At 39.0% G+C, this 22,718-nt stretch carries 18 protein-coding genes; 6 read left to right on the forward strand and 12 right to left on the reverse strand.

The genetic code is table 11. The annotated features are described in order from the left end of the window. Positions 1-320: 320 nt before the first annotated feature. Together HH219_RS00875 and HH219_RS00880 are read right to left on the reverse strand one after the other, a co-directional pair. Positions 321-2,168, reverse strand: coding sequence for an ABC transporter ATP-binding protein (locus HH219_RS00875; RefSeq protein WP_169326356.1), 1,848 nt, complete (start codon positions 2,166-2,168; stop codon positions 321-323). 78 nt (positions 2,169-2,246) lie between these two features. Then, positions 2,247-2,576 (reverse strand): DUF962 domain-containing protein, encoded by a 330-nt coding sequence (locus tag HH219_RS00880; protein WP_169326357.1) that lies wholly within the window; start codon positions 2,574-2,576, stop codon positions 2,247-2,249. Positions 2,577-2,775: 199 nt separating this feature from the next. Here HH219_RS00880 and HH219_RS00885 point away from each other — a divergent pair, with 199 nt between their 5' ends. Then, positions 2,776-4,932 (forward strand): prolyl oligopeptidase family serine peptidase, encoded by a 2,157-nt coding sequence (locus HH219_RS00885; protein ID WP_054203637.1) that lies wholly within the window; start codon positions 2,776-2,778, stop codon positions 4,930-4,932. Positions 4,933-4,990: 58 nt separating this feature from the next. On the opposite strand, the gene HH219_RS00890 is transcribed toward HH219_RS00885, so the two are convergent. Further along, on the reverse strand, positions 4,991-6,280 hold the full coding sequence (locus HH219_RS00890) for an anti-phage deoxyguanosine triphosphatase (protein ID WP_169326358.1): 1,290 nt from the start codon (positions 6,278-6,280) through the stop codon (positions 4,991-4,993). Positions 6,281-6,449: 169 nt separating this feature from the next. On the opposite strand from HH219_RS00890, the gene HH219_RS00895 reads away from it, so the two are divergent. The 3 genes from HH219_RS00895 to HH219_RS00905 all read left to right on the forward strand — a co-directional run bounded on the left by HH219_RS00895 (position 6,450) and on the right by HH219_RS00905 (position 8,673). After that, complete coding sequence (locus tag HH219_RS00895) at positions 6,450-7,259, forward strand: glucosaminidase domain-containing protein (RefSeq protein ID WP_054203639.1); 810 nt, start codon at positions 6,450-6,452, stop codon at positions 7,257-7,259. A gap of 40 nt (positions 7,260-7,299) precedes the next feature. Continuing rightward, positions 7,300-7,920, forward strand: coding sequence for a DUF2987 domain-containing protein (locus HH219_RS00900; protein ID WP_231658966.1), 621 nt, complete (start codon positions 7,300-7,302; stop codon positions 7,918-7,920). A gap of 276 nt (positions 7,921-8,196) precedes the next feature. Then, positions 8,197-8,673 (forward strand): GreA/GreB family elongation factor, encoded by a 477-nt coding sequence (locus HH219_RS00905; protein WP_169326359.1) that lies wholly within the window; start codon positions 8,197-8,199, stop codon positions 8,671-8,673. Positions 8,674-8,796: 123 nt separating this feature from the next. Here HH219_RS00905 and asnB read toward each other — a convergent pair whose 3' ends face one another. The 7 genes from asnB to HH219_RS00940 all read right to left on the reverse strand — a co-directional run bounded on the left by asnB (position 8,797) and on the right by HH219_RS00940 (position 16,331). Continuing rightward, on the reverse strand, positions 8,797-10,470 hold the full coding sequence (gene asnB, locus HH219_RS00910; RefSeq protein WP_169326360.1) for an asparagine synthase B: 1,674 nt from the start codon (positions 10,468-10,470) through the stop codon (positions 8,797-8,799). A gap of 154 nt (positions 10,471-10,624) precedes the next feature. Beyond that, positions 10,625-11,293, reverse strand: coding sequence for a pyroglutamyl-peptidase I (gene pcp / locus HH219_RS00915; RefSeq protein WP_082378995.1), 669 nt, complete (start codon positions 11,291-11,293; stop codon positions 10,625-10,627). Next, positions 11,286-12,311, reverse strand: a complete 1,026-nt coding sequence (locus HH219_RS00920) for a DUF979 domain-containing protein (protein ID WP_054203643.1) — start codon at positions 12,309-12,311, stop codon at positions 11,286-11,288. Before HH219_RS00920 ends, pcp begins: the two co-directional genes overlap by 8 nt. Then, positions 12,308-13,015 (reverse strand): DUF969 domain-containing protein, encoded by a 708-nt coding sequence (locus HH219_RS00925; protein WP_054203644.1) that lies wholly within the window; start codon positions 13,013-13,015, stop codon positions 12,308-12,310. The genes HH219_RS00920 and HH219_RS00925 overlap by 4 nt, the downstream gene beginning before the upstream one ends. 10 nt (positions 13,016-13,025) lie before the next feature. Then, on the reverse strand, positions 13,026-13,964 hold the full coding sequence (locus HH219_RS00930; RefSeq protein ID WP_169326361.1) for a biotin-dependent carboxyltransferase family protein: 939 nt from the start codon (positions 13,962-13,964) through the stop codon (positions 13,026-13,028). After that, a complete protein-coding gene (gene pxpB, locus HH219_RS00935) occupies positions 13,961-14,629 on the reverse strand; it encodes a 5-oxoprolinase subunit PxpB (protein WP_231658965.1) in 669 nt (222 codons plus the stop codon). The genes HH219_RS00930 and pxpB overlap by 4 nt, the downstream gene beginning before the upstream one ends. A 184-nt stretch (positions 14,630-14,813) precedes the next feature. Beyond that, positions 14,814-16,331, reverse strand: a complete 1,518-nt coding sequence (locus tag HH219_RS00940; RefSeq protein WP_169326362.1) for a leucyl aminopeptidase — start codon at positions 16,329-16,331, stop codon at positions 14,814-14,816. A gap of 176 nt (positions 16,332-16,507) precedes the next feature. Here HH219_RS00940 and msrA point away from each other — a divergent pair, with 176 nt between their 5' ends. Together msrA and HH219_RS00950 are read left to right on the forward strand one after the other, a co-directional pair. Further along, on the forward strand, positions 16,508-17,797 hold the full coding sequence (gene msrA / locus HH219_RS00945) for a peptide-methionine (S)-S-oxide reductase MsrA (RefSeq protein ID WP_249118421.1): 1,290 nt from the start codon (positions 16,508-16,510) through the stop codon (positions 17,795-17,797). Between the two features lie 319 nt (positions 17,798-18,116). Next, a complete protein-coding gene (locus HH219_RS00950; RefSeq protein ID WP_169326364.1) occupies positions 18,117-20,054 on the forward strand; it encodes a methyl-accepting chemotaxis protein in 1,938 nt (645 codons plus the stop codon). An 80-nt stretch (positions 20,055-20,134) separates the two neighbouring features. Here HH219_RS00950 and HH219_RS00955 read toward each other — a convergent pair whose 3' ends face one another. Together HH219_RS00955 and HH219_RS00960 are read right to left on the reverse strand one after the other, a co-directional pair. Further along, on the reverse strand, positions 20,135-21,340 hold the full coding sequence (locus HH219_RS00955; protein WP_054453471.1) for a putative zinc-binding metallopeptidase: 1,206 nt from the start codon (positions 21,338-21,340) through the stop codon (positions 20,135-20,137). Positions 21,341-21,405: 65 nt separating this feature from the next. Beyond that, complete coding sequence (locus HH219_RS00960) at positions 21,406-22,248, reverse strand: SHOCT domain-containing protein (RefSeq protein ID WP_169326365.1); 843 nt, start codon at positions 22,246-22,248, stop codon at positions 21,406-21,408. Between the last annotated feature and the right edge of the window lie 470 nt (positions 22,249-22,718).

A 22,718-nucleotide genomic window follows, 5' to 3' on the forward strand; every position in this document is an offset into this window, starting at 1 on the left:
AATAATGATAAAAAGAGCCACTAAGGCTCTTTTTTATCATTCGGACATTTTATACCCAAGCCACCTCAAGATGCAGAATTCAGCGTTCCACAGGCGCTTAATATCAAGGCGTTACTTTGCAATAATGGTCGTCCCTTTTAAGAAGTAACAACGTAGAGAGTAAGCGCCTGTGAAACGCCCAGAGGGTTGGTTTAAAAGCGATTTATACTGCGTTATTGATTTAAACAATAGAACCACTATTATTTGCAATCAATGCCTTGCCTAAATCGCTTTTAACTCCAACTGAAACTCGCATCTTGAGGTGGCTTGGGTATAGTACTCTATTCAACCCCAATAAATCCACCCGTTTGATGTGCCCATAACGCAGCATAAATCCCATTTTGAACGAGTAATTCATCATGACTACCTTGCTCAACAATACCGCCTTCATCAAGTACAATGAGTCTGTCCATTTGAGCGATCGTTGAAAGACGGTGTGCAATTGCAATTACTGTTTTACCTGTCATTAAATCATCAAGGCTTGCTTGAATTGCAGCTTCAACTTCAGAATCAAGTGCGCTTGTAGCTTCATCTAAAATAAGGATAGGTGCATTTTTTAGGAGTACGCGTGCGATCGCAATACGTTGGCGTTGCCCGCCCGAGAGTTTAACACCGCGCTCACCCACTTGTGCTGCAAAACCTTTGTTACCTTGGCTATCTTCAAGGTCATCTATAAATTCGAGGGCTTTAGCCTGCTTTGCAGCGTTTAACATCTCTTGGTCACTCGCATCAGGGCGACCATATAAGATATTTTCTTTAACAGAGCGGTGTAGTAATGACGTGTCCTGAGTGACCATTGCAATGTGTTTGCGTAAGCTTTCTTGGCTGACCTTTGAAATATCTTGGTCATCAATTTTAATAGCTCCACTGTCAACATCGTAAAAACGCAACAGTAAATTAACCAAGGTTGATTTGCCCGCACCGGAACGACCAACTAAGCCTATTTTTTCGCCTGCTTTGATATTTAAATCGAGACCATTGATCACAGGGCCTCTATTTGTTTCATTGGCAGCTTTACCGTAATTAAAATGCACGTTTTCAAAATTTATAACACAATCACTCACATTAAGAGTATGAGCATCTGGGGCATCGTCAACGTCAATAGGGTTTGAAAGTGTTTTCATGCCATCAGCAACAGTGCCTATGTTTTCAAACAAACCACTAATCTCCCACATTATCCATTGGGCCATACCATTTAATCGCAGTGATAAACTTACCGCTATCGCAATAGCACCGGCACTAATGGCACTTAACGACCATAAATACAAAGATAATGCAGCGACGCTGAACACTAAAAGGTAGTTAAGGGATTGAATCGCAAAATTTAAGCTCGTGACCAAACGCATTTGTTTATAAACTGGCTGTAAAAAAACATCCATGCTGTCTTTGGCGTATTGTTCTTCACGTTGTGTGTAAGAGAAAAGCTTAATGGTAGAAATATTGGTGTAACTGTCGACAATACGACCTGTCATTTCTGAGCGGGCATCGGCTTGCGAGCTGGCTATTTTTTTGAGTTTTGGCACAAAATAAAGCTGTATTAGGGTATAAAATGTAAGCCATACCAGCAATGGGATCATCAGCCTCCAATCTGCCGCGGCAACTAAAAATACCATAGCGCTAAAATACACCACAATATACATCAGTACATCAAGTAACTTCATCACCGTTTCGCGCACAGCAAGAGAGGTTTGCATTACTTTGGTTGCAATTCTTCCTGAAAACTCATTTTGATAGAAACTGACACTTTGACGTAGTAAATAACGATGAGCTAACCACCTGATTGACATTGGGTAATTACCCAATAGAGCTTGGTGTAATATTGCTGAATGAAAAAAGACCACCAGTGGTAAAATAATTAATAGCACCACAGCCATTTTAATAAGTTCAGACTTTTGCTCAACAAATAATGTTTCGGGTGTGTGAATACTTAGCCAATCAACTAATTGCCCCATATAACTGAACAGCGATACTTCTAAAATAGCGAGCAGTGCAGCACTAAGTGACATGAAAACGAGCGACAGTTCCATACCTTTTGTATAATGACGGCAAAAGGCAAATAAGGTTGAGGGCGGCTGCGTTGGTTTATTTTCAGGGAACGGCTTAGTCATCCGCTCAAATAATCGATACATTTTAATATCTTAAATAGTAAAAATGACCTTCACTATATCATTGAAAAGGGACAAAAACAGGGGGATTTAAAGTCTTATTTACCACTTAATTTTACCTGTTAGTATATCTTTAAACATCACCCAATCACCAAGCAGACTATAGAGAGGATGTTTAAAGGTAGCGGGGCGGTTTTTTTCAAAGAAAAAGTGCCCAACCCAAGCAAAACCATAGCCAATAATGGGTAATAACCAAAATACTTTGAGGTTTAGTGTGAGCAAAGCGTAGCAAATAGCTATGACAACTAAACAACTGCCAATAAAATGAAAACGTCTATTTGTTGTATTAGTGTGCTCTTGCAGATAATAGGGATAAAAGTCTTTAAAGTTAGTAAATTGGATTGTGCCTTGCTCTGTGGTTTGCTTTTTCATTATATTTATACCAGCATCAAGTGAAGTGTTTATTGTTGACGCAATGGCACTAAAAGTGCAAACAAGTTCATCTAAATGTCCGTTATAGGTTTACATACATTTACAGTCTAGCCTTTTATTAGTCGCATTACGCTAGACAAGGAGGCACTAAGGCAATATGTTACTCGATCTAATAAATTGTCCTATAAGAAATAATACGATGTTAAAAAAAGTTTTAGCTTGCGCCGTGCTTGTTGCGCTCAGTGGTTGTTCTGACAACACATCAAGTTCTGCGACAACAAATACGCAGGTCAAAGATCAAAAGGCACAAAGTGTTACTTACCCTGAGACGAAAAAGGGTGAGGTAGTTGATGTTTATTTTGATCAAAAAGTGGCTGACCCTTACCGCTGGTTAGAAGATGATATGAGCAGTGACACGGCTGATTGGGTTAAAACACAAAATAACCTTACTTTTTCGTATCTTGAAAATATTCCATACCGCGACAAATTAAAAGCCAGCCTTGAAAAATTAATGAATTATGAAAAAGTGACTGCCCCTTTTATCGAAGGCGATTACACGTATTTTTATAAAAATGATGGCTTACAAAATCAATATGTCCTTTATCGCAGTAAAGGTGAAAGTGATGCTGAGGTATTTTTAGACCCGAATAAATTCAGTGAAGATGGTACGACTTCAATGTCTGGCTTAACTTTTTCTGAAGATGGTTCATTAGCGGCTTATCAGATCTCGGAAGGTGGCAGTGATTGGCGCAAAGTTATTATTATTAATACCCAAACAAAAGAACAAATTGAAAGCGCGTTAATCGATGTTAAATTTAGCGGTATTTCGTGGGTTGGTAACGATGGTTTCTATTACTCAAGCTACGATAAACCAAAAGGTAGTGAGTTATCAGCAAAGACTGATCAACATAAAGTTTACTATCATAAGTTAGGTACTGCGCAAACAGCAGACGAACTTATTTTTGGTGGTACAGATAACGAGAAACACCGTTACATTGGCGCATCAGTAACACGTGATAATAAATATTTAGTGATATCAGCCAGTGTATCAACATCTGGTAATAAACTGTTTATTAAAGATTTAACAAAACCTGACAGTAAACTCGTAACGATATTAGGGCACACTGATTCAGATACATACGTGTTTGATAATGACGGTAGCAAACTATATTTGGTGACTAATCTTAATGCGCCAAACAAAAAAGTAGTTACTGTTGATGCTGCAAACCCAACACCTGAAAACTGGCAAGATCTTATCCCTGAAACTGACAACGTTTTAAGTATGTCAAAAGGCGGCGATTTTTTCTTTGCAAAATACATGGTAGATGCAATTTCAAAAGTTAAACAATTTGATAAAGCAGGTAAGTTGGTACGTGAAATTAGCCTACCGGGTGTTGGTACAGCACGTGGCTTTGGTGGTAAAAAAGAGAGCAGTACCTTATATTATTCTTTTGCAAATTATACGACACCAGGAAATACCTATTCGTTTGACGTAAATACAGGACAATCTGACGTATATCGTAAATCGGGTGCAAAATTTGACTCTGCGCAATACACGTCAGAGCAAGTTTTTTATACATCAAAAGATGGCACGAAAGTACCGATGATTATATCGTACAAAAAAGATGTAAAACTTGATGGTACTAACCCAACAATTTTGTACGGGTATGGTGGCTTTAACGCAAGCTTAACACCAAGCTTTAGTTCTACTGTAGCCGCATGGCTTGAGCAAGGTGGTGTTTACGCCGTTGCAAATATCCGTGGCGGTGGTGAATATGGTAAGCAGTGGCATGACGCTGGTACGCAACTGAAAAAGCAAAATGTGTTTGATGACTTCATTGCTGCAGCTGAATACCTTAACGAGAAAAAATACACATCAAGTGACTATTTAGCTGTTCGTGGTGGCTCAAACGGTGGCTTGTTAGTCGGTGCTGTTATGACTCAGCGCCCTGAATTATTTAAAGTTGCGTTACCGGCGGTAGGCGTGCTTGATATGTTACGTTACCATACATTTACTGCAGGTGCTGGTTGGGCTTACGACTACGGTACAAGTGAGCAAAGTAAAGAAATGTTCGACTACCTTCATGGTTATTCGCCAGTTCATAATGTTAAAGCGGGTGTAAAATACCCAGCAACGATGATCACCACAGGCGATCATGATGATCGTGTTGTTCCTGCGCATTCATACAAATTTGCGGCAGAATTACAAGCAAAAGGTGCAGGTGCAAATCCATACTTTATCCGCATTGAAACGAATGCAGGTCATGGTGCGGGCACGCCAACGAGTAAAATCATTGATCAATACGCAGATATCTATGGTTTTACCCTTTATAATATGGGCATTAAATCACTTTAATCGCTATAAAATAAATATAAAAGCCACTTGTCGTAAGTGGCTTTTTTTATTTAAAAACTTAAATTGGTGAGAAAAGTCGCTCGTATGTTTTATACGCATACTCATCACTCATGCCTGACAAGTAATCACAAATAACTCGCATGCCTTGATTTTGTTTACTTGCTTGTAAGTAAATATGCTGTGTAGTTATCGGCAATAACCGTAAAGGATCACTTGCAAAGGCATTGAATAGCTCAATTAGTAAGTTTTGGCCTTTAAATTCAATCTGTTGCATATGTGGCTCTCGAATTAGATGATTAAACACAAATTGCTTTAGTACCTGAAGTGCACCAGCATATTGATCTGGTAACTCTACACCAACTTGTAAAATTGGGCATTCAAACACACTGTTTTGCTCTGTTAAATGGGCATGAATAATAAACGTATTAACCAGTTCGCCTATGGCATCTTTACGCTCATAATCAAACGGTGAAAACAGGCGCTGAGTTATCGAAGCTAAATTGCTTTTTAACCAAGGTGAGTCAATGGCTGTTAGTGCAGGAACGGCGTAATTTTGCCAATCGGTTAAAGTCAGAGTGTGTGTTGCGATCGCATCTTCTAAGTCGTGTACTGCGTAGGCAATATCATCTGCAAGTTCCATAATCGCTGCATCAAGGGATTTATAATTAGTTTTAGAACGATAGTTATCAACTTTTTTGTGGCTAGCTAAAAGCGTTTGGTCATGAACTGATAGCGGGGCTTTTATCCAATGTAGAATTTCTTTATCGTCGCTGTATAAGCCTTTAGCAGGGCGCCAATCATCGGCCTTAATAAATCGCTGACTAGTGGAGTGCGAAGGGATTGTATGCCATAAATCATCAATGAGTGCTGGGTACTTGATGAACCCGAGTAAAGTGCGGCGAGTCAAGTTCATACCGTGGCCATTACTGTATGGCTCTAACTTAGCAACTATACGCAACGTTTGTGCATTGCCTTCAAAGCCCCCGTGATCACGCATCATATAATTAAGCGCTATTTCACCACCATGGCCAAAGGGGGGGTGACCAATATCATGTGCTAAGCAAAGGGTCTCTAGTAAACTGGTTGTGGGGAAATGATGAAAATCTGTATGTTGATTTTTTAAATGACGCAGCAAACCGCTGCCTATTTGCGCAACCTCCAAAGAATGTGTAAGGCGGGTACGATAAAAATCGTTTAAGCCAATCCCCATTATTTGCGTTTTAGCTTGTAAGCGCCTAAATGCAGCTGCATGGATAATACGAGAGCGATCAACTTGCCAAGGCGAGCGGTTATCATTTGGTCGATTTTTTTGCTGATCAATAATACGCTTTTGCCAGTCTAAATTCATGAATTCAATACCTAATAATAACTTACACGTTTGATGAGCGAATTGTAGCTGAAATTTTTGAATTATAACAATTGTGTTAATTCGCCTTTATTTAGATGCTTAGGTATAATGATTTGTCGAGTGCATGTGTATTTACCATGCATAACTGCTAGTTTTTTTGAGATGATACATGCTTAAATACGTTTTTCGTTTTCTAATGAGCCTCTTTTTTATCTGGGCATTAAGTTACCCATTTATACAACGTCCAACTTCGCTAAGCGAACCACAAACGACAGCAGAAAAAAAACCTGTCGTTAAGAAAATAGAAAAGCCATTGCATTCGGTAAAATTACCTAAGTTTGACAGCTTCACTGATGTGAAAGAAAAAAAGCATGCTTTTTTCGACTTTATTCGCCCACATATTGAGGCTGAAAATAAAAAAATTCGCCAGCAACGCGCAACATTAGAAATTGCGTTAATGATGTTGCAATACGATGAGCCCCTTAATGAGAAACAAACCAAGCAAGTAAAAGCAATTTTAAATAGCTATAAATTGCCTGACACGATTAATAGTTTGTCTTTAAATCAAGCCTTACGCCGTGTTGATATTATTCCAAAAGAATTGGCACTAATGCAGGCAGCCAACGAATCTGCGTGGGGAACATCACGATTTGCCCGTATTGGATTGAATTTTTTTGGCCAGTGGTGTTACAGTAAAGGCTGTGGCATGGTACCAAATAGACGTAATGCCGAAGCAAAACATGAAGTTGCAGCATTTAAATCAGTTCGTGCAGCGGTAAACTCATATTTTAAAAATATTAACACGCATGGAGCATATAAAGAATTACGCTCGATTCGTGCTGATTTACGTCGCCAACAAAAACCTGTATCTGCAACAAAGTTAACCTATGGTTTAATATCGTATTCAGAACGAAGAGAAGCATACATTGAGGAATTAAACCAAATGATAAACCAAAACCGAGCGTATTTTGATGAATAAGTTAATGTTCAGCCTTCCCCGTTATATTATTATTACATTCATGCTGTTAGGTACTTTTAGTATTCACGCCAAAGAGTTTGTTGTTTCTTATGATGGCTTTTATGACCGTTTAAAAGTGGTAAACAAAGGGGACTTTCAGTTTGCGCAAGTTAATTTCTATATCACAGACATTGCAACAAATGATGCCTGTTTAATTAAAACTGGGCGTATTATTACTGAGCGACAGGAGTTCCCGTTAAACTACACCGATCAAGCTCAAATGCTATTACCGTTTGATAAACAACTAGATTCTGATAAAGCGGTCGTTGTCATTGAACCACAAAATGACAATCATGATTGCCAATTAAAATTACAAATAGAAGCGCGTGAATTTAACGCAAGCTATTTAAATAAAAAGCATCTTTATCAACTTGATCAAGAGTTTGATGAATTACTATCTAACTTGTCAGGTTTTTTCATTAGTAAATTAATGAGCTTTTTATTACCGGAACAAAAAGGTGTTGTGTTGACGTTTGCAGAACCTATCGTAGTTGCTGATCCTGCCTTTACATGTGAAGGTGTGGTTTGCCATGTCGCTATCTCTGACGAGTGGGAAGGCGATAAAACAGCGTTTAATATCACCGCAACGCTTGTTAGAGTCACTCCTTGGATAGCCAATTAACTATTTTATTAAGCACTGTGTGCAGTGCTTAATTATTTTATCTGCTTAAGCCTCTTTCGTTTAGTATCATATTGATTTTGGTTACTTAAATCATGTAATAAATACACCTAAAAGATATCAACCAATAATTTACTTAATCTACGAATATCACTAACAGTGCTATTTCGATTCAACTAGGTAAGGTATCAGTCATTTTTGTCAATTCAGTTACAACGCACTCAAAGCACGTTAAAATAGAGATATTATTGATTTTTATAGCACGTATGAACACAGACTATGAATAAAGCCCATGTTATAGAACACCTACGTTTTGCTCTTGAAGCGCAATTAACCACAGCACAAGCCGCGGCTAAAACGGCTCACGATACTGCCACTCACGAAGAAAATGTTGCAGAAAACAAATATGATACGCTAGGGCTTGAAGCAGCGTATTTAGCGCAAGGGCAAGCGCAGCGTGTGAATGAATGCCATATGAGTATTAAAGCATTCGAAAAAGCCTTTAAAGAACCCTCATCGACGAAGGTGACAATAGGGTCTTTAGTATGCTTAAGTGATGAAGATGATGTACTTAATTGGTATTTTATCGGGCCTTATTCAGGTGGCTTAAAAGTGACGATTAAAAGCATTTCTGTTTATGTTCTCACACCATTATCGCCGCTTGGTAAAGCCCTATTGAATAAAGAAGTAGGTGATGATGTTTCATTTAGTGCGGGTGAAAAAACACGTTTGTTGTGCGTTGCTTCTATCGCATAAAAAGTTATTGTTTTAGTTAAGTTGAACTATGGAAAGTGGGGACATTACCAGAGTTCAACTTAAATTAAGTCGGAAACAATATACTCAAATCACCTCACATCTTGAGGTGATTTGGGTATATACCTAGCTTTTTTGCGTGTAGGCGTCGTTATGTATACCCGCAGCTCGTCCTGATGGATCTGCATTATTTTGAAATGAAGCATCCCATGCTAGCGCTTCAGGCGTAGAGCAGGCCACTGATTTACCATGAGGCACACACTTAGCGGCTGCGTCTCCCGGAAAATGTGATTCAAAGATAGTCCGGTAAAAATAGGCTTCTTTAGAATCAGGGGTATTTATTGGATATTTAAACTTAGCATTCGCTAAGTCTTGATCGCTCACTTGCTCAGCAACAAACTCTTTTAAGGTATCAATCCAGTTATAGCCTACACCGTCAGAGAATTGTTCCTTTTGACGCCATAGTACTTCGTCAGGTAAATAACCTTCAAAACCTTCACGTAAAATATGTTTTTCGATTTTGCCATTGCCACACATTTTGGCTTCTGGGTTTATTCGCATGGCTACATCAACAAATTCTTTATCAAGAAATGGCACGCGCGCTTCTACGCCCCAAGCTGCCATTGATTTATTAGCACGTAGGCAATCAAACATATGCAGTTTAGATACTTTACGATTTAGCTCTTCATGAAATTCTTGCGCATTAGGTGCTTTATGGAAGTATAAATAACCACCAAATAGTTCATCGGCCCCTTCACCTGAAAGTACCATTTTAATACCCATTGCTTTTATTTGACGTGCCATTAAATACATAGGCGTCGAAGCGCGTATAGTTGTTACGTCGTAGGTTTCAATATGGTAAATAACCTCTTTTAATGCATCTATCCCTTCTTGAATTGTAAAGTGAATAGGGTGATGCACTGTGCCAATCATATCAGCTACTTTTTGTGCAGCCGCTAAATCTGGTGATCCTTCAAGACCAACAGAGAATGAATGTAATTTTGGCCACCATGCATCACTTTCGTCGTTGTCTTCTATGCGTTTTGCGGCAAATCGCTGAGTTATGGCTGAGATCACCGATGAGTCTAATCCACCTGAGAGTAAAACACCGTATGGTACATCGCACATTAATTGACGCTTAACGGCTGCTTCAAGCGCATCCTTTACGTCTTCTGCTTTTGCGCTATTATTTTTAACTGCGTCGAATGTTTCCCAATCACGTTGGTAATAAGCTGTGAGCACGCCATCTTTACTCCATAAAAAATGCCCTGGAGGGAATTCTTCTATGTGTTTACAAATAGGTGATAGTGCTTTGAGTTCTGAGGCAACATAAAAATTACCATGTTCATCATGGCCGGTATAAAGCGGGATAATACCAATGTGATCACGGCCAATTAAATAAGCGTCTTGCTCTTCATCGTATAAACAAAAAGCAAAAATTCCGTTTAAATCATCTAAAAAGTCGGGGCCTTTTTGTTTGTATAGCGCAAGAATAACCTCGCAATCTGATTGTGTTTGAAACGTAAAGTCAGTTTCAAGTTGAGCAGCGAGTTCTTTATGATTATAAATTTCACCGTTCACTGCAAGAATATGGGTTTTCTCTGGGTTATATAGTGGCTGCGCTCCACTAGATACACCTACGATAGCTAAACGCTCGTGGACTAAAATCGCTTTGTCAGATGAATAGACACCTGACCAATCAGGGCCGCGATGACGCAGTAATTTTGACATTTCAATTGCTTGACTACGCAATTGTGTGGCATCAGACTTTATGTCTAATACACCAAAAATTGAACACATAGTAACTCCTCATTCCTATCATGTATGTAGCCTAGGTACATTTTCCTAAACGCTAACCTTTGTTTTAACAGAAACAATTAACTAAGTCACATAGCTTTTACAATATTTAAAGAATAATTTATGCACCACAATGAACTGCAGTGCACCACAATGATCAGTGTGTAGTGCCTGCGGCCACCTTAACGTCTTTTTTTGTACTCAACGCTGCCGTAATCAGTACTTTTAGAGCATTGATGACGGTATCTTCACTCATACTTGGTGCACCGTGGTGGTGCACCGCTTGGCTTGGTAAATACGGTATATGAATAAAGCCGCCTTTGAGCTGCGGTTCATACTCTGCAATATAGTGTAATAAGCCATACATAACATGATTACAGACATACGTCCCTGCAGAATTAGAGATAGCAGCCGGGATATGGCTTTTTTGTAAGTCGACGAGCATGCGTTTAATGGGGAGGTTTGTAAAATAAGCCGCTGGAGCATCTTCAATCACTGGTTTATCAATAGGCTGAGTGTTGGCGTTATCTGCAATGCGGGCATCATCAATATTAATGGCAATACGCTCTATGCTTATTTCACTGCGCCCACCTGCTTGACCAACACATAACACTAATACGGGGTGATGCTGTTCTATCGCTTTGTAAAGCACATCTAATGAGCGGTCAAATTCACACGGTAGCTCTAAAGCAATCACTCGATGCTTAGCAATTAAGTCATCGCCTAGTTTATTTACAGCTTGCCACGAGGGATTAATTGATTCGCCACCAAATGGTTCAAAGCCGGTGATAATCACACACGGCATACTCGATGTTAGTTTAGTCATTAAAAATCACCATATACATTAAAATAATATTAACAGTTAACAAGGTCAGTGCAGTGGGTATTTGCACCTTTATAACATGGTATTTGTCTTTTAAGTCGAGCAATGCAGCAGGGATAATATTAAAGTTTGCTGCCATGGGCGTCATTAACGTTCCGCAGTAACCACTGTACATACCAATTGCTACTAATGGTGCAGGGTTAGCGCCGTGACCTTCAATTAGAAATGGCATTGCAATACCTGCGGTCATCACCGGAAATGCGGCAAATGCATTGCCCATTATCATGGTAAATAATGCCATGCCAACACAATACAAAACCACCAACATAAAACGATTTTCGGGTGCAATAAACAAAGTGACTAATTCTTTGATAGAATCGCCTGTTTGCGCCACAATAAATACGCCGCCAAGCATGGCCAACATTTGCGGTAAAATAGCAGCCCAACCAATTGAATCAACCAGTCGGCGAGACTCAGTGATCGCTTCAACAGGGTTACCTCCTGTAATTTTCCAGCCAATTAAAAGTGCAAAAATACAGGCTGCTGTCAAAGACGCTAGCGTTAGATGGCGTTGGTCTAGTAAGTAATAATCACCTATAGCGACCCCATCAAATGATACTGTAAGTAATACAGTGATTACGGGGATCATTAATGCAGGAATAAATAACTTATTGCCAAGACGTGAGGCAGACTCAGTTTGTTGTCGCTCTGTTAGAGGTTTATAACTGCCCATACTAACAAGATTAAACCCTGCCAGAAGAGCAATTAATATTACGCTCACCCCAACTAATAAATAAGTAGTGGCTCCACCTAATATGGCAATAGACAAATCACCAAATAAAAAACTACTTCCGAATAAAAACCAAAATAGTGCTGTAGTGAGTCTTTTCGGGTGGTTTTTATCTTGTAACGTGCGTACGACTAAGAACATTACAATGATACCAATCAATAAATAAATGTTTTCTATGGTAATTATCGCAGTGCTTGAGCTGCTTATATCCGTTGTTGATACTTTACTCATATTGCTTCCTGCTGTTTGTGTGCGGCAACGGCTAAGGCAATTTTTGCTTCTAGGCGAGATAATCTAAATAGGTGAATAATCAGTGCAGCAATAGCCGTAGGGATTGCCCATAAACCGATGTGCAATGGTTCGATACCTGCGATCCCATTTTCTTTTAAAAAAGCATCCATTAAAAGTACTGCGCCGAAAGCAATAAAAATATCTTCACCAAAGAACATTGCAATATTATCAACAGCCGCAGCATGCGCACTGATCATGTCCTTAATTGGTTTTGGTAATTCACCATATTTATTCGTCGCAGCCCCTAATGCCATTGGAGCCAATAATGGACGAACAGTTTGTGCTTGACCGCCAAGGCTTAATAAACCAAGAGCAGCAGAGCACTCACGAACAATGAAGTATAAGGCTAATATGCGTGCGCTAGTGGCGCTTTTTATTTTTGCTATCCAATTTTTAGCATGTTGCTGTAGGCCATAACGTTCAAGTAAAGCAATGACGGGTAAGATTAAAATGAAACTAGCAAGCTGACGCGAGTTCATAAATTTCTCACCAAAAGTTTGCAACAAAGTGATGATATCTAAATTAACCGCCCAGCCTGTTGCAATACCAGCGATCGTTACGACCATTAAGGGGTTAAAGCGCAATGCAAAACCTAGCACAACAACTGGTATACCAATGAGTGGCCAAAAATTAAGTTCAAACATACTATAATTCCTACCTCTTTATTTTTAATGTGTTTAGCGCAAGTTTTAATTGTTGCAGATGGGCATTTAATTTTGACTGAGCTTGTGCTGCGACGGCTAAATCTACATAACTAAATTTTACTGTATCACCGGGTTTTAACTGAGCAAACTGATGTAAATCAGCACTAATAACAGTACCCAACAATGGGTATCCTCCCGTTGTTTGCGCATCATTTAAAAGTACTATTGGCTCACCACTGGGCGGAAGTTGAATACTGCCAGGGCCCACAGCTAAAGAAGGGAGCGAACGAATGTGTGTTAAATCACAAGCTTGATTTGTTAAACGTAAACCCATTCGGTTACTATTAGGGCTTATATGCCATGTTGTTTGGCAAAATGCTGTTAAAGATTGTTCAGTTAGTAAGTGTTTATGTGGACTTGAATGAACTCTAATATGTTGTCTTGCCGCTGGTGAAATTGCCCCTCTTTGTGACCAAATACCATTATAAGGGGTTATAGGGATGTGATCTCCAGCTTGTAAGGCGCGACCGGTTAATCCACCAAACTGTGCTGCTACATCTGTCGCGCATGACCCCATTGTAGGACTGCACACTATACCGCCCTTAACAGCTAAATAGGCTCTAAAACCACTTCGAGATGTGGCAAAGCATAATTTTTGGCCCGCTTTTATTTGGTATGTCCACCCAGGTGCCAATGGAGAATTGGCCAATGTGGCTTTCATATCAGCGCCCGTTAATGCGACTACGCAATCGGTTGTAAACGTTAGTTGCGCAAGTCCAAGAGTAATCTCAATGACAGGTGTATTATCGGGGTTGTTAAGTAGTCGGTTTGCGATGATCATGGCATAGGGATCTAAAGCACCTGAACGAGCAACGCCAATATGACGATACCCATTACGGCCTAAATCTTGAATCGTCATTTGCATACCCGGTTTGTTTACTGTGATCATGATGCAATGTCCTTCGCAATAAACTCAATGGTATCGCCTGGGTTGATAATGCTGGGCACGCTTTGGTTTGAATCAAACAAAGTAAAATCAGTATGACCAATAATATGCCAGCCACCAGGGGAGTCAGCTGGATAAACACCCGTTTGATCGGCACCAATTGCAACCGAACCTTTTGGAACATGGGTTCTTGGCTCACTTCGTCGAGGTGTATGTAATTGCGTATCTAAGCCATGTAGGTAAGTAAAACCGGGCTGAAAGCCAAGAAATAAAACCTGATAGTGCACGCTAGAGTGGCGTGCGATAACATCTTCAATGTGCATATTATGAAAACGCGCTACGTGTTCAATATCAGGTCCGTTTTCACCGCCATAACGCGTTATTAGTTTGTGATGGCGTCCTTTAAAGTCCTCCGGTTGGAGTGTTTTCCAGCTATTTAATAATTGCTCTTTTAAATCAATGAATTTAGTTTCATTTGAAAAATAAAGAGTTAAAGAGTTCATTGCCGGGACAATATCAATGCATTGATAGGTTTTTTTGCACTGTGATGCTAAGGCCCAGATACGTTTTTGAATGGCCAGTTTATCGCCAAGTAGGGTAGTGGCGTCAAAAAGTACGCTTGAGTTGCTTAGAATATGGATGGTTGGTTGGTCTTTTTTGTCCATCATTAATTATTTTTATTAGTAGATCATACCAGCAAGCTAGCACACTCGAAGGTAAATGTTTATAACAATACGATTAGCATACTCCTTTTTAAGTACCTGTTAAGTGTATAATTACGAGTCGGCATTACAAATGCATTAAATTTAAACTACGCCAAAAAAAACTGGCGCAGTTTAAATGGATAGCTGTTTAGTTATTGAGCAACCATTCAGATAATAAACGCACGCCAAAGCCAGTACCGCCTGGCGATATTTCATCTTTACCTTTTGTAGCTAAAGCATTTCCGGCAATATCTATATGAACCCAACGAGTGTCATCTGCAAAGTGCTGTAAAAAGCTTGCTGCAGTTGTCGCGCCTGGACCACTTGATCCAATATTTTTAAGGTCGGCAATATCAGAACTTAGAGTATCCTTATAGCCCAGCGGTAAGCGCCATAGGTTTTCGTTTACGTTTTTACCAGCAAAGGTAAGTTGTGACACTAAAGTATCATCATCAGAAAATACTGCGGCGTAATCATTACCCACGGCTCTAATTTTAGAACCCGTTAATGTTGCAACATCAATCATGATTTCTGGCTTGAAGTGTTCGCGTGCATACCACATTGCATCACTTAGAACTAAACGGCCTTCGGCATCGGTATTCACTATTTCTACACTTAAGCCTTCAGCAGTTCTGACGACGTCACCAGGAGCGACTGCAAATTGCGACACCATATTCGCAGCCATACCCATAACAGCAACCACATTTTTATCCGCTTTTGCCAAAGCCATTGCTTTAACAGTGCCTAAAACGGCTGCTGCACCAGCCATATCCGATTTCATACGCGCAATAGACGCACCTGTTTTAATGCTATAGCCGCCAGAGTCAAAGGTGATCCCTTTACCGACCAAAGCAATAGGAGTGTCATTTGAACCTTTATAATGCGCAACAACTAAGCGTGCGCCTTGTTGGCTACCACGGCCAACGGCTTCTAAGGCACCCATGCCTAGCTCTTTCAATTGCTTAGGTTCTAAAATTGTAATTTCGACACCTAATGATTCAAGTTCCTTTGCGGCATTGGCAAAATCAACAGGGGTCATCTCTGTGGCAACTTCAGATGTTAAATCGCGCGCGAGAAAAACACCCGCCTGAATGCTTTCTAGCACTGTATATTGCTTGCGCGTTTGTTTAGTACTTGCAACATCAATTGTATAGCTAACTGTATTTGTGCTTGGTTTTTGCTTGTATTTTTCAAACCGGTGATCACGTAAGTTAGCACCATGGGCAAAGTTAGCAGCCAGCTCGCTATTATTAACAGCTCCTTTAACACTATCAAAAGCGATAGAGGCCGTCGTTGTTTTGTTCGCGATTAGACGCGCGTGGATGTTGCCACCTAATTTAGCGATAAGTGCTTTATCGAGCTTTTCTTGCTCGCCAGTACCAACGATTAGTACGCGTTTAAAATCACTATTAAAAGGGGCGAGTAGTTCAATAACACTGGCGTATTTACCTGTAAAGCTTTCACTTTCGACAGCGCGTTGCAATTGGTTATTAAATTGTTTATTTGTTGAATTAAACAGTGTGTTTTTGCCATCTTCACTGTAAAAAAGCACTAAAGTTTGGGCTGTATTATCTATTTTTGAAGAAAAATTAAACTCAGCTGCATATGATTGCGTAGAAAGGGAAAGGGCGATTGTTAATGCCGAAGCTTTAAGGATTTTTTTCATGTTTAAACTCAAATAAAATAAAAGCTCTTTTTACCTTATTTAGGTTCATAGGTTAAGTCGGATACGGTGGATATGCAATAAACAGCGATAAAACTATTTAAATAGATGAAATAAATTAGTTCACGTCAAGGTCTCACTTTATGACTGTGGAGTAATACACTAAAAGGTAAAATATGTTGGAACCAAAAAGTTTACTTAGACTAGCAACATTCGGGCTTTTATTCAGTGCTGCGAGTTACGGGCTTTCTCTTGAACAAATAAAATCGAGTGATGTACAAGCAACTATGCATTTAGAAAAAATCGTACTAGGATCTGGATGTTTCTGGGGAGCGGAAAAACGGTATGAAGCATTACCAGGCGTGATCGATGCTGAATCCGGTTACGCAGATGGTAAAGGCTTTAAAGCGACGTATCGTAATATCACAGCACATTCACGTCGACTTGATGAACATAATTATGCGGAAGTGGTACAAGTAACTTATAACAGCAATATTATAAGTGTAAATACACTCCTTAAAAACTATTTTGAAAGCCACGATCCAACACAAAAAAACCGTCAAGGTAATGATGTTGGTACGCAGTATCGTTCAATTGTATTAACCACAACAGAGCAACAAGTAACTGTTGCAAATGCCTTAAAGACGAAATACCAAGCCAAGTTAACAAATGCAGGTTTTGGGGTTATAAAAACGATAGTCAAACCATTAACAGAATTCTTTCCAGCAGAAGAATATCATCAAAATTACTTGGCAAAAAACCCAAATGGCTATTGCCCAGATCATTCAACAGGCGTTGTGTTTGACAAAACGGCCGATGAAAATATTGACAATTCGACTTTATTAAAAGGAAAACAGATAGTTATTATTGATTCGCGCAGCTATTGCCCATACTGTGAAAAACTGAAAAAAGACGTGTTAAATGATTATCAAGGAACAATTGCTTTAACGTTTAGAAAAGCCGATCAACTTTCTGGACTTACTATAAAGTCAGCGACATGGGCTACACCGACCATTTTGTTTCTCGAAAATGGAAAAGAAGTGTACGCTCGCCAAGGGTATGTCACTAAAGAGGAGTTTTATAAAGCATTAGGTGCGTTTAAACTAGGCGATAGTGAAGCATATCGTGTTGCCTTTAGTGCTCGTACCGACAGCCCATTTTGCAAACAATACGATATATTTAAAAACACACCCGATGGTCAGTTTGTTGATAAGCTAAGCGGAGCGCCTTTATTTGATACACATGATCGATTTACTTCAGGCACAGGGTGGCTATCATTTACTAATCCGGTAGGTGAGAGTGTGACAATGCACGAAGATAACAGTTATGGTATGCAGCGTATTGAGATACGTTCGAAGTCAACAGGCATACATCTTGGGCATTTATTTCCTGGTGAAGGGCCAAAAGGAGAAGATAGGTATTGTATTAATGCCACTGTGTTGGAATTTGTGCCTCGAAAAAATAGTTAAAGTTAACTCAAGGTTATATTGATTACGTAAATAATTTATAGCCTTTATGAGTTTGCAAATATGAGTTTGCAAATATGAGTTTGCAAATATGAGTTTGCAAATATGAGTTTGCAAATATGAGTTTGCAAAGTAGTACATTTAAGTTTCAGACAGCAGTTAATACTATTTATTTTTGATTGAAATCATAACTTATTGTTATATTTAGTTTTAGTAATGCACTATAGGAAAATTCCTATTGGCATTTTTCAAAAATACGCCTAAAGTTTAAATATCTGTATTATTTAATCGTTAGGCCTTTATGATTGTTTATATAAAAAATATGAGATTAGCCTCTCAGTTGCGTGGTTCGTTCTCTTTTTTACTTATACTTTTAGCTGTGGTTGCTGGGTTTAGCCTTTATGGTTTTACAACGAGTCAGCAAGGGTTTGTTGACTATAGACAACTTGCTATAGAAACAAATTTAGCAGGGCGTTTACAAGCTAATCTACTTTATACACGTTTGAATGTTTTAAAGTACATTAAAGAAGGTGACCCTGAAACCCTTAAAGAATATACACGCCGATTAGAGCTAGTTGAGCAGTTTTTGAGAGAAATAAAAACCGCTTCGAATGATCCAACTCGTTTAAAGTTGATAGAGGAATCATCGCAATTTACTCAAGATTATAAATCAAATTTTTTAAAAGTAGTTCAGTTAATTAAAGATAGAAATAAGATCGTGTTTGAAGATTTAGATCCCGCAGGGAAGGCGATGCGCATCAGCATCTCAGCTTTATTTAATCAAGTTAGTAAGAATACTGACTACGAAGATGCTCATTTGCTCTCACAAGTACAAGAATCACTTTTACTTGGTCGGTTATATGTAACTAAATTTTTGGTTTCAAACAAACACTCTGATATCGAACGGGCTGAGCAAGAGCTTGCTAAAACAAGTTCTTACATAGATAAATTGCTTAAAGGAACACTTAATACAGATTCAAGTCTGGAGAATGTAAAAACAAATTTAGCAAAGTATTTAAATGCCTTAAAAAATATAGAGCAAACAATTATCACGCGTAACGATATTATTAATAACAAACTAAATAAGATTGGCCCTAGTATCGCTGATAATTTAGAAAGCGTGAAGTTATCAGTTAAAAATGAGCAAGATGAACTTGGCCCGAAGGTACAAAAGAACAGTGAAATGATGATTTATATCGTTAAGATAGTATCGATATCCGCGCTATTTTTAGGCTTATTATTCGCGGTCACATTACCTAAAATGATCCGCAGACCTATTGGTGGAGAGCCTAAGGAAATAGCAGCTGTTACAGAGAGAATTGCTAAAGGTGACTTAACAGAAAAATTCGAACACCAAGAAGATGCGACAGGTATATTTAAATCTATCATTTATATGTCTAATAGTTTGAAAAGTGTTATTTCACGCATCGTTACTAATGGAGACTCAATCAGCGAAGCGGCAATTACTTCGAGTCAAATTGCGCAAAATACCAACAATGTCGTTAATGAACAACGAGAGCGAACGTCACAAATTGCAACCGCAATTAATGAAATGGCTTACAGCATCCAAGAGGTTGTTAAGCTATCAACGAATTCAGCAAGTTCTGCAAATGAAGCTAAAAAAGCTGCAGAGACAGGCCTTACAGTTATTGATTCAACGGTAGGTGCTATAAACCGTTTGGCAGAAACAATTGAAAATGCCATGAAAGATATCAATAAACTGGAACAAAGCAGCCATGATATTGGCGCTGTTGTTGAGGTTATTAGAAATATTTCTGAACAAACAAACTTACTAGCGTTAAATGCCGCAATTGAAGCCGCGCGAGCGGGTGAACAAGGCAGGGGCTTCTCAGTCGTTGCTGATGAAGTTCGAAATTTAGCCCAACGTACGCAAGAATCAACCAACGAAATTCAAACAATGATTGAAGCACTACAAGCAGGAACAAATACCGCCGTAAGTAGTATGTCTACCAGCAGTGATGAAGCACATCGCACCGTTGAGTTATCAGGGCAAACACGCCAACAACTAGATGGTATTTTATCCATGATCAGTGATATTAATGATATGAATAACCAAGTTGCTGTTGCAGTAGAAGAGCAGTCAACCGTTTGTGAGGATATCAATCAAAATATTACTGGGATATCAGAGTCATCAGATGCGTCGTCTCAAAGTGCTACTGAAGCGGCAATGGCGAGTGAGAAAATGGCTGAACTAGCGCATGAACTACAAATGATAGCGAAAGAGTTTAAAATTAGCTAAACCCAAATTAAACTCATTAATTATGAAATAAGCACACCCCTTTAGGTGTGCTTTTCCTTTTAAAATAAGGTGTTACTAAATCATGATTTTGCTGCTGAAATCTCGTTTTCGCTACTAGTCTTTACTTCTACATTTAAGTCTGGCATCAAATTTAGCCTATTATGAATGGCGTGATGAATGAAAGCTAACTTAGTACGTACCGCTTGAGTTAATACAAATGGATAGGCGTCGGCGAGGCCCATACTACGATTTAATGAATTTAGAATAACTGAAAACTCCATCCACGCATCTAAAATAGTGTCAATTGATGTTTGTGTATAAAAATAGCGTGCGTTTTGGGGTAATTGTAATTCGTCGGTATCTTCAACATCAGACTCGTTGCCTGTTGTTGAGCCAGTAATAGAAAAGTTTTTTGCTGTTTCTAATGTATCGATAATATGCATGTAATGCGCCCATGTTTCAGCCCAATCTTCGTATGGGTGCATGGTGGCGTATTCACTGATAAAACTCTCATGCCAATTAGCAGGTGCGCCTTGTTTATAATGTGTATCAAGTGCCTGTTGATAATCTAACTCATCATCACCAAAGTACTGTTTGCACAAAGCATGTTTGATTGGGCAATGTATAATTAATTGATCAAAATAATAATGACCAAGTTCATGGCGAAAATGACCAAGTAATGTACGGTAATGCTCGCCCATCGCCATTTTAGTGTGTGATCGCGCTACATCATCCGCTTCAGCTAAGTTTATTGTGATGTGACCATCGTTATGCCCAGTAAACACGGTTTCTTGACCTACAATAGGGCTAACAAAGTGATCGTTTACATTTCGATCTGTAATAAAATCAAAACTTAATCCGCCCTCGGGAACTTGAGTTATAGTGTTAAGTGGCAGTGATAATGACTTTAATGTGTACAGGGCTCGGCGCTTCGCGGTCTCCATTTTTTTCCACAGGGGGATATGGTCAACAATACTTAAATCGGGCACCGTTTCGTTAAAACGACACGCAAAACACAATACTTCATCTTTATCTGCAACAGGCACAAATGTACTTAAGTTCACCATACCGTTACACACTTTGAATTGGGCATTATTATCACATTTTTTATAATGGACTTCTGGGCTTTCAGATTTATAAAATAGCCCTGATGCTTCATCAAGCTCATAAGGCTCGACTTGCTCAAACTCATCATCAATTCCCACTGTTTTGCCGCACGCTAAGCAGTGACTACTTTCAAAAAATAAAATGAGCTCTTCTTTGCAATTACATTTAAATGTTTTCATATTTTTTACCAAAATTAAATAAACTGCTATGAGGTTATCTTCATAGCGTATTAATACCTGATTTATTAGAGCCTTTTTAATAGCTCTGATTTTTTGGAATTAAACTCTTCATCGCTCAGTGCATTAGAGTCACGTAATTGCGCAAGTTTTTCTATAATTTGTAACGTCTCGTTTGTTGAGTACTGCGGATGTGTATTCACAGGAGCGTCCACATTATTTGCTGATGCAGGTATAGAGTTTTGCTCTACTACTTGTTGTGTAGATTGCGCTGCTTGTTGTGTAGAGTGCGCTGCTTGTTGTGTAGAGTGCGCTGCTTGTTGTTGTGTAAAATGCGCAGCAACGTCCTGCTGCGCAGCGCTAGGCTGTATCCCTGATATTAATGGTAATGTATCCACATTAATGGTTCCCCACTGGCTACTAAATGTGAGCGATGTATTATTACCTTGTTGCTGACTGACGCCACCAATATTGTGATCTAGCGTGTCGTATACACTCACAAGTCCATTGAGTTCAACGGCTAGTCGGTTAGGGAATATAGCGTAGCGAATATTATTTTGCGCGCCGCTACTAAATGGGCTACCCAAATCACCTGGCCACCATTGATTACTACCAGGAGTCCCTGCAGGAATAGTTGGAAATACTTGATTGCTACTTAGAACATTTGAAAGTTCATTACACAAGTTATCGACAGTTGATTTGAGGCCATAATTAAACATATCGCCAACCATTGTCATCCCACCGCGCATCCATTGGCCAGAGCCACCGAGTTCAGGACTATTAAATTGTGCCATTGATCCTCCACCATTATTCACTGCAATAAGCATGTGAAGTACCGCATTTTGGCTAAGGCCATAACGAGAGGCGATACCGTTAACTAAATTATGACCGACATCTGTTAGCTGTTGCATACGAAAATATCCTATTGGTAAATTGGTTTGTTTTAAATATGAATAGAAATGGTAATGCACGCTTTAGCCTAGGCGTGGGTGATAACAAAACTAACACCTTGAAAATAAAACAGCTTGTTTTATTTTACTGGGCTTGTTAACTTTGATGTAACGTAAGTGATTAAAAATCGATCCACTATAACATTGTTATAGAATTTACTCGCAGCTTTATTATGAACTATTTTTTTAGTTTTATTATAGATAGGTATGCAATGATTAGTCATGCCTATTTTGCTCGAATAGCAGTTGAAGTGTTTCATTTTTTTATTGCTGAATTATCTATAAAATCGATTAAGTTGCTGATTTAAAATTAATAACTCTCCGTTAGTGCGCGGACCTTACGATTGAAAATGATAATTGCAATATCAAAAAAGTTACAAATATATTTAATTAACGTGTCTTCCTATTAATTAGGCCAAAATGATAATTGC

Source organism: Pseudoalteromonas sp. NEC-BIFX-2020_015, from assembly GCF_012952265.1.
Taxonomy (GTDB): Bacteria; Pseudomonadota; Gammaproteobacteria; order Enterobacterales; family Alteromonadaceae; genus Pseudoalteromonas; species Pseudoalteromonas neustonica.